The following is a 665-nucleotide window of genomic DNA, read 5'->3' on the forward strand; positions in this document are numbered from 1 at the left end:
GCTGGAGTGGTACCACGGGCAGAAGCGCGATTTGCCGTGGCGGCGCTCCCGCGACCCGTATCATATATGGGTATCGGAAATTATGCTGCAGCAGACCCGGGTGGATACGGTCATCCCGTATTTCAACCGCTTTATCGGGCAGTTTCCCACGATTGAGTCTTTGGCCGATGCGCCGGAGGAAGAGGTGCTGAAATGCTGGGAAGGGCTCGGCTACTACTCCAGAGCCCGGAACTTGCAGCATGCCGCAAGACAGGTAAAAGAAACCTACGGCGGGAAGGTTCCGAACGACCGCGAAGCGGTATTCGGATTGAAGGGCGTAGGCCCTTATACGGCGGGGGCGATTCTCAGCATCGCCTTTAACCGGCCGGAGCCGGCGGTGGACGGGAATGTCATGCGGGTGCTGTCCCGCTTCTTTCTGATTGAAGACGATATCGCCAAGGCCAAGACCCGGGTCAAAATGGAGGTCTTGGCGAAGGAGCTTATTCCTAGCGGCGAAGCGTCCCATTTCAATCAGGCGCTGATGGAACACGGGGCGCTGGTCTGCACCCCGAAATCGCCGCGCTGCCTGGTCTGCCCGGTGATGGAACGCTGCGCCGGGCGGCTCGCGGGCCGCGAGACCTCGCTGCCCGTCAAGACCAAGGCCAAGCCGCCGCGCCCGGAAACGC

At 61.5% G+C, this 665-nt stretch carries 1 protein-coding gene; it reads left to right on the forward strand.

Annotated elements, in window-relative coordinates; translation table 11 throughout:
- Position 1: 1 nt before the first annotated feature.
- Positions 2–665: A/G-specific adenine glycosylase (gene mutY / locus L691_RS0125920; RefSeq protein WP_084654480.1), on the forward strand; the 664-nt coding region annotated here is incomplete at its 3' end.

It is taken from the genome of Paenibacillus zanthoxyli JH29 (assembly GCF_000520715.1).
GTDB classification, from domain to species: domain Bacteria; phylum Bacillota; class Bacilli; order Paenibacillales; family Paenibacillaceae; genus Paenibacillus_AQ; species Paenibacillus_AQ zanthoxyli.